This window comes from Streptomyces sulphureus DSM 40104, from assembly GCF_000381025.1.
Lineage (GTDB): Bacteria > Actinomycetota > Actinomycetes > Streptomycetales > Streptomycetaceae > Streptomyces > Streptomyces sulphureus.
Map to the genome: position 1 here is coordinate 165,544 of NZ_KB905824.1, position 7,126 is coordinate 172,669.

Here is a 7,126-nt window from a genome sequence, read left to right on the forward strand (position 1 = left end):
GTTGACATGCCGCGGAGTCAATATCAGCCCTCCAGACCGAGATCCCGGATCAGCTTGGCGACGTGCCCCGTCGCCTTGACGTTGTAGAGCGCGCGCTCGACCTTCCCGTCCTCGTCGACGACGACGGTGGAGCGGATGACGCCCGTGACGGTCTTGCCGTACAGCTTCTTCTCGCCGAACGCGCCGTACTCCTCCATGACCTCCTTCGACGGATCGCCGACGAGCGTGACGCGGAGGCCCTCCTTCTCCCGGAACTTCGCCAGCTTCTCGGGCTTGTCGGGCGAGACGCCGATGACGTCGTAGCCGGCGCCGGCGAGCAGGTCGAGGTTGTCGGTGAAGTCGCACGCCTGCTTCGTGCACCCCGGCGTCATGGCGGCGGGGTAGAAGTAGACGACGACCTTGCGTCCGCGGTGGTCAGCGAGCGAGACCTGCTTGCCGTCCGCGTCGGCGAGGGAGAAGGCGGGCGCGGTGTCGCCCGGCTGAAGTCGCTCGCTCACGTGTCCTCCTCGGTCGTACGGCGGGCGCCGATGCGGCCCGTCTTCCGTGCCCGAGGGTAGCGCCGACGCCACAGTGGGGGTGCCGTGGGGCGAAGGATGCGGCAAGCTGACAGACTGTCCGGTAACAGACGGTGTCGCGGGGGCACTGCCGTGTCGCGCGAGCCCCCGAGGCGCCGAGCAGACCGGGCGTGCAAGCCCGTATCCCACAGCGACGGAGGCAACGCGGTGCCGGAACCCAGAACCCCCGCGGACATCGAGGCGGACATCGTCCGCAGGCGGCATCAGCTCGCCGAGGCGCTGGACGAACTCGCGGTACGGGTGCATCCGCAGACCCTCGTCGGCGACGCCAAGGCGCGTGCCTCTGCGGCCGTCGACCGGACGGCCGGACGTGCGTACGTCGCCGTCAACCGCGTGGTCTCGCAGGCGCGGGGGCAGTTCGTCGACGAGCAGGGGTCGCCCCGGCTGGAGCGGGTGGTCCCCGCCGCGCTCGCTGCCACGGCCGTCGTCGGGCTGTGCGTCCTCTCGGCTCGGCGCAAGCGCCGTTGAGGCCCTGAGTTACGGTTCTGGCGTGACCTCCGAGACCACTGCACCCGACACCGCTGTCCGCGCCGAAGGCTCCGCCGAGATGGACAAGCTGCCCATCCGGATGCTCCACGACCGCGTCCTCGTCCGCTCCGACCGGGGCGAGGGGGAGCGGCGCTCCTCGGGCGGCATCGTCATCCCGGCGACGGCCGCCGTCGGCCGACGGCTCGAATGGGCCGAAGTGGTCGCCGTCGGACAGAACGTGCGCACCGTGGAGCCGGGGGACCGCGTGCTCTACGACCCCGAGGACCGCGCGGAGGTCGAGGTCCGCGCCGTCGCCTACTACCTCATGCGCGAGCGCGACCTGCACGCGGTGGCGGCCCAGCGCCTCGAAGGCGCGGGCGACTCCACCGGCCTCTACCTCTGAGCCCACCGGGCGAGGGGCCCGCGCCCCTCGCCCGGTGCGGCCCGTCGACGTCCCACCGATTCGCGGAGTTCGGCGCTCAGTGCCCCGACGTCACCTTGAGGCCGATGACGGACGCGAGGAGCAGCGCGATGAAGAACAGCCGCGCCACGGTGGCCGGTTCGCCGAGGAGGACGATGCCGAGGATCGCGGCGCCCGCCGCGCCGATGCCGACCCAGACCCCGTAGGCGGTTCCGATCGGCAGCGTCCTGGCGGCCTGCGCGAGGAGGAACATGCTCGCGGCGAAGCCGAGCACCGTCCAGACGCTCGGCCAGAGCCGGGTGAACCCCTCCGTGAACTTCAGCCCGATCGACCAGCCGACCTCCAGGACGCCGGCGAAGACCAGCAGAACCCATGCCATGGGGGCACCTCCGTAGTCATTGTGCTTGCGGGGGTGCGTCGTCTTTGCTGTCCCGGTACGGCGCGTCTCGTCGGGGCCGGCGGCTGCCGGTGCTCTGAAGGTAGCAAGCCGTGCGGCGGCGTGCGGTGGCCCAGGTCACCGGGCCACCGCGGCCGTCGTCAGTACGCCCAGAGGCCGCCGGGGGCCAGGCTCGGGGAGACGGGTGCCGAGGCGGACGCGGGCGAGGCGGTGGGGCGGTAGGTGGCGACGGCCGAATAGGGACCCTCGACGCCGCCGTTGTCCCAGCCGCCGTCGATGCCGCCGCCCGGGTCCTCGCCGCCGCCGTCACCGCCGTCCTCGCCGCCGTTGTCGCCGCCGTCGACGCCGCCGCTCTCCGGGATGCTCGGCGGGGGCGGCTCCTCGCTCGGCGGGTCGTCGGTGGGCGGGCCCGTGTCGGACGGGGGCGGAGGCGGTTCGGACGTGGGCGGCTGCTCCGTGGGCTGCTCGCTCGGGGGCTCGCTGCCCGGGGCCGACGACGAGGGGGGCGGGCTGGAGGGGATGCCCGGGTCGGCGCCGTCGGTCTTCAGGTCGAAGCGGCGGATCTTCTCGCCCTTCAGCGCGGACTTGGTGTAGGCGCCCCAGATGCGCGCGGGGAAGCCGCCGCCGTTGACGCGCTTCTCGCCCGCCGCGCCGTAGAGCGGCTTCTGTGTGCCGTCCTTGGAGTCGATGCCCAACACGTTGACGACGGTGGCGAGTTCGGGTGTGTAGCCGGCGAACCAGGCCGCCTTGTCCTCCTCGGCCGTGCCGGTCTTGCCGGCGGCCGGCCGGCCCGCCGACTGCGCGGCCGTGCCGGTGCCGCCCTTGACGACGTTCTGGAGGATCGCCGTCGTGGAGTCGGCCGCGGTGCGGGAGACCTTCTGCTTGGGGTCGTGGTCGGGGAGGTCGAAGACCTCCTCGCCGCGGGTCATCTTCTCGACCATGCGGTACGCGCCGTGCTTGCCGTGATTGGAGAGGGTGGCGTACGCCTCGGCCATGTCGAGCGGGGAGGCGGTGGCGACGCCGAGCGCGATCGAGCCGTCCTCCGGCATGTTCGGTGTCTTCTCCGGGAGGCCGAGGTCGATCGCGGTCTGCTTCACCTTCTTCGGGCCGACGTCGACGCCCATCTGCGCGAAGACGGAGTTGACCGACTTGTCCATGGCCGTCGTGACCGGGATGCGCCCGTACGACTTCTCGTCCTCGTTCTCCGGCGCGTAGTCGGTGCCGTGGCCGTCGTTGACGACCTCGCGCTTGTTGGTGCCGTCGTAGACGGTCTGCGCGTTGATCGCCTGGCCGTCCTGGGTGCGTGCTTCGTTCTCCAGCGCCGAGGTGAAGAGGAACGGCTTGAAGGTGGAGCCGACCTGGTAGGCCCTGAGCGTCGCGGTGTTGGTGTACTGCTCCGTGTAGTCGGTGCCGCCGTACATCGCGAGGACCTTGCCCGTCTTCGGGTCGATGGAGGCGGCGCCCGCGCGTACGTAGTCGTCGACCTTCCGCGCCTTCGGGTCGAGCTTGGAGAGCAGCTCGTCCTTGACCGTCTCGCGCATCGCCTCCTGCTTGGGGCGGTCGAGCGTGGTGGTGATGCGGAAGCCGCCGCCTGCGAGCTTGTTCTCGTCGACGATGTCGTTCTCTATCAAGTGGTTCTTGACGGCCTCGACGAGGTACCCCTTCTGCCCGGAGAGGCTGTTCGGCGGCTTCGTCTGCTTCGGCTCGGGGAACTCCATGCCGGCGCGCGCCTTCTTGGTGAGCCATCCCTCCTCGACCATGCCGTCGAGGACGTACTGCCAGCGGGCGACGGCGCGCTTGCGGTTCTCCGGGTGCTGCCTGATGTCGTACGCGTTCGGGGAGTTGACGAGCGCGGCGAGATAGGCGCCCTCGGCGGTGGTGAGGTCCTCCGCGTCCTTCTCGAAGTACGCCTGGGCCGCCGACTGCACGCCGTAGGCGTTGCGGCCGAAGTAGCTGGTGTTCAGGTAGCCCTTGAGGATCTCGCTCTTGCTCACCTCGCGGTCGAGCTTGATCGAGATGAAGAACTCTTTCGCCTTCCGGGTGAGCGTCTGGTCCTGGTCGAGGTAGTAGTTCTTCACGTACTGCTGCGTGATCGTCGAGCCGGACTGCTTGCCGCCGCCGGTGACGGTGTTCCAGGCGGCGCGGACCATCGCCTTCAGGTCGACGGCCGACTCGCTGTAGAAGCCGCGGTCCTCGGCGGCGAGCACCGCGTGCTGGGTGGTCTTCGGCACCTTGGAGAGGCCGATGTTCTCGCGGTTGACGTCGCCTTCGCGGGCGATGGTGGTGCCGTCGGAGTAGAGGTAGACGTTGGTCTGGGCGGCCGCCGCCTTGTTCGGTGCGGGGATGTCCACGAGGAGGTAGCCCGCGACGAGGCCCCCCGTGATCAACAGCAGCACCAGCAGCCCTGCGCCCAGGACCATCCGCCACGTGGGCACCAGTCGCCTCCAGCCGGTGCGGCGCGGTGCGCCCTCAGCCGGCTGCTCCTCCCCGCCGGCCTCGTGGCCCTCGGACCCGCCGTTCGGCTCGTCACTCATTACCCGTACTCCTCGTCAAGGCCCCGCTGGCGCGGATCACCCGTACACACTGTCGCACCCTCCGCCTTCTGCGGCCGAGTGCGCGCCCCCCGCTGAAGAGCTCCGCCTCCTTTCGGCTCCGGGGCGCTCACCCTGTGGGGTGAGAAAATTCCGTGGCGACGCCGGGGAACGCTCAGCTAGAGTCCTTCGGTTCACCGCGCCCGTTGTCGCCGGCCGCGACGGCTCACGTCTGCGTTCCCCGCACGTCGCTGCGGACACCACTGCGCCGTCGTCCGCACCGGTCGACGCCGAGGACGTGCCTACTGGAAAGACGGCGGAGGGAAGCAAAAGGATGCGCCTGCTTCTCCTCTATTCCACCGTGCTGCGCGGGGGATTCCGACGATATGCGACATACCGGGTCGCAACGGCGGCCGGGGTCTTCACCAACACCGTCTTCGGCTTCATCCTCGCGTACACCTTCCAGGCACTCTGGAGCGAGCGCCCCCAACTCGGCGGCTACGACGAGGCACAGGCGCTCACCTTCGTCTGGATCGGGCAGGCGATGCTCGCCACCGTCGCACTCATGGGCGGCGGCTTCGAGGAGGAGTTCCAGCAGCGCATCCGTACCGGCGACGTCGCCGTCGACCTCTACAGACCGATCGACCTGCAACTCTGGTGGCTCGCGAGCGACCTGGGGCGCGCCTGCTTCCACCTCCTCGGCAGGGGCGTCGCGCCGATGGCGGTCGGCGCCTTCGCCTTCGATCTCGCGCTGCCCTCCGAGCCCTCGGTGTGGGCGGCGTTCGGCGTCTCGGTCCTTCTCGCCGTCCTCGTCAGCTTCGCCGTGCGGTACCTCTTCGCGCTCTGCGCCTTCTGGCTCCTCGACTCGAACGGCGTCAGCACCCTCAGCACGCTGCTCGGGGTCTTCTTCTCCGGGATGCTGCTGCCGCTCACCGTCTTCCCCGGCTCCTTCGGCGAGGCGGTGCAGCAGCTCCCGTGGGCCGCGATGCTCCAGGTCCCCGCCGACGTGCTGCTCGGCGCGCGTGAGGGCGGCGACGTGGCGGCGGGGTGGGGCTTCCAACTCGGCTGGGCCGCCGTGCTGTTCGCCGCGGGCCGGGCGGTGCAGGCGCTCGCGGTGCGGCGGGTGGTGGTGCAGGGTGGTTGAGGCGATACGCCGGCGGGCGGCGGTCTTCCTGTGGGGCGTGCGCGCCTACGGATTCATCGCCGGGATGTGGGTGCGCTCGACGCTCGCGTACCGCACCTCATTCCTGATCATGGCGACGGGGAACCTCCTCACCACCTTCCTCGACTTCGTCGGGATCATGATCATGTTCTCCCATGTGGAGATGCTCGGCGGCTTCACCCTCGCCGAAGTCGCCTTCCTCTACGGGACGTCGAGCACCGCCTTCGGCCTCGCCGACCTCTTCCTCGGCACCTTCGACCGGATCGGCACCCGCATCCGCGACGGCACCCTCGACACCCTCCTCGTCCGCCCGGTCCCGGTGCTCGCGCAGGTCGCCGCCGACCGGTTCGCGCTGCGCCGGCTCGGGCGGGTGGCGCAGGGCGGTGCGGTGCTCGTGTGGTCGCTCCTCCAGCTCGACATCGAGTGGACGGCCGGGCGCGTGCTCCTCACCGCGGCGATGCTGGTGAGCGGCGGCGTCATCTTCGGCTGCGTCTTCGTCCTCGGCGGGGCCTTCCAGTTCTGGGCGCAGGACGCGTCGGAGGTGCAGAACGCCTTCACCTACGGCGGGACGACGCTCCTCCAGTACCCGCCGACCCTCTTCGCCAAGGACCTGGTGCGCGGCGTCGTCTTCGTGGTGCCGCTCGCCTTCGTCAACTGGCTGCCCGCGCTCCACGTGTTGGGGCGCGAGGACCCGCTCGGCCTGCCGGGCTGGGTCGACCTCGCGTCGCCCGCCGTCGCGCTCGTCTGCTGCGCGCTCGCCGGGCTCGCCTGGCGGCGGGGGCTGCGCGCCTATCGGAGTACCGGGAGTTGAGCATGGAAGCAGCGGCCGAACCGTTTCTGGAAGTCGACAGGCTGGAGAAGGTGTTCCGCATACGTCGCCGGGCGGGGCGGCTGCGCCGGGAGCGCGTCGAAGTGCGTGCCGTCGACGGGCTCTCCTTCTCCGTGCCGCGCGGCGAGATGGTCGGCTTCATCGGGCCCAACGGTGCGGGGAAGTCCACCACGGTGAAGATGCTCACCGGCATCCTGACGCCGAGCGGGGGCCGGTTGCGCGTCGCCGGGCTCGATCCGTCCCGGGAGCGCGTGGAGTTGACGCGGCGGATCGGCGTCGTCTTCGGGCAGCGTACGACGCTCTGGTGGGACCTGCCGCTGCGCGACTCCTACCGCCTCATGCGGCGCATGTACCGCGTCCCCGCGGCCCGCTACCGCGAGAACCTCGACCGCTGCACCGAACTCCTCGACCTGGGCCCGCTCCTGACCGTCCCCGTCCGGCAGCTCTCGCTCGGCCAGCGGATGCGGGCCGACATCGCCGCGGCGCTCCTCCACGACCCGGAGGTCCTCTACCTCGACGAGCCGACGATCGGCCTCGACGTCGTGAGCAAGTCCGCCGTCCGACGCTTCCTCGCGGACCTCAACTCCGAGCGCTCCACGACGGTCCTGCTCACCACGCACGACCTCGGCGACATCGAGCAGCTCTGCGAGCGGGTCCTCGTCATCGACCACGGACGGCTCATGTACGACGGCGCCCTCGCCGGGCTCCACGAGGTCGGCGAGAGCGAGCGCGTCCTCGTCGTC

The 7,126-nt window shown here is 70.7% G+C and carries 8 protein-coding genes and 1 riboswitch; of the genes, 5 read left to right on the top strand and 3 right to left on the bottom strand.

Annotated elements, in window-relative coordinates; translation table 11 throughout:
• Positions 1-23: 23 nt before the first annotated feature.
• Positions 24-497, bottom strand: a complete 474-nt coding sequence (gene bcp, locus F603_RS0127075) for a thioredoxin-dependent thiol peroxidase (RefSeq protein WP_019549074.1) — start codon at positions 495-497, stop codon at positions 24-26.
• 225 nt (positions 498-722) lie between these two features.
• Here bcp and F603_RS0127080 point away from each other — a divergent pair, with 225 nt between their 5' ends.
• Positions 723-1,043, top strand: coding sequence for a DUF3618 domain-containing protein (locus F603_RS0127080; RefSeq protein ID WP_019549075.1), 321 nt, complete (start codon positions 723-725; stop codon positions 1,041-1,043).
• A gap of 79 nt (positions 1,044-1,122) precedes the next feature.
• On the top strand, positions 1,123-1,446 hold the full coding sequence (locus F603_RS0127085) for a GroES family chaperonin (protein ID WP_026328750.1): 324 nt from the start codon (positions 1,123-1,125) through the stop codon (positions 1,444-1,446).
• 76 nt (positions 1,447-1,522) lie between these two features.
• Here the strand turns inward: F603_RS0127085 and sugE are convergent, their stop codons facing one another.
• Positions 1,523-1,843, bottom strand: coding sequence for a quaternary ammonium compound efflux SMR transporter SugE (gene sugE / locus F603_RS0127090; protein ID WP_019549077.1), 321 nt, complete (start codon positions 1,841-1,843; stop codon positions 1,523-1,525).
• A gap of 32 nt (positions 1,844-1,875) precedes the next feature.
• A riboswitch (guanidine-III (ykkC-III) riboswitch) is annotated at positions 1,876-1,938 on the bottom strand.
• Positions 1,939-2,001: 63 nt separating this feature from the next.
• Positions 2,002-4,395 (bottom strand): transglycosylase domain-containing protein, encoded by a 2,394-nt coding sequence (locus F603_RS0127095; RefSeq protein WP_019549078.1) that lies wholly within the window; start codon positions 4,393-4,395, stop codon positions 2,002-2,004.
• Positions 4,396-4,726: 331 nt separating this feature from the next.
• Here F603_RS0127095 and F603_RS0127100 point away from each other — a divergent pair, with 331 nt between their 5' ends.
• From F603_RS0127100 to F603_RS0127110, 3 genes are all read left to right on the top strand, one after another.
• Entirely contained in the window at positions 4,727-5,536 is an 810-nt protein-coding gene (locus tag F603_RS0127100; RefSeq protein WP_019549079.1) for an ABC transporter permease, read from the top strand.
• Entirely contained in the window at positions 5,529-6,365 is an 837-nt protein-coding gene (locus F603_RS0127105; protein WP_019549080.1) for an ABC transporter permease, read from the top strand. The genes F603_RS0127100 and F603_RS0127105 overlap by 8 nt, the downstream gene beginning before the upstream one ends.
• Positions 6,366-6,367: 2 nt before the next feature.
• A partial coding sequence (locus F603_RS0127110; RefSeq protein WP_019549081.1) for an ABC transporter ATP-binding protein occupies positions 6,368-7,126 on the top strand: 759 nt, incomplete at its 3' end.

Coding starts and splice junctions, on each gene's coding strand:
- sugE (WP_019549077.1), bottom strand. CDS start 1,843: ATGGCATGGGTTCTGCTGGTCTTCGCCGGCGTCCTGGAGGTCGGCTGG.
- F603_RS0127095 (WP_019549078.1), bottom strand. CDS start 4,395: ATGAGTGACGAGCCGAACGGCGGGTCCGAGGGCCACGAGGCCGGCGGG.
- F603_RS0127100 (WP_019549079.1), top strand. CDS start 4,727: ATGCGCCTGCTTCTCCTCTATTCCACCGTGCTGCGCGGGGGATTCCGA.
- F603_RS0127085 (WP_026328750.1), top strand. CDS start 1,123: ATGGACAAGCTGCCCATCCGGATGCTCCACGACCGCGTCCTCGTCCGC.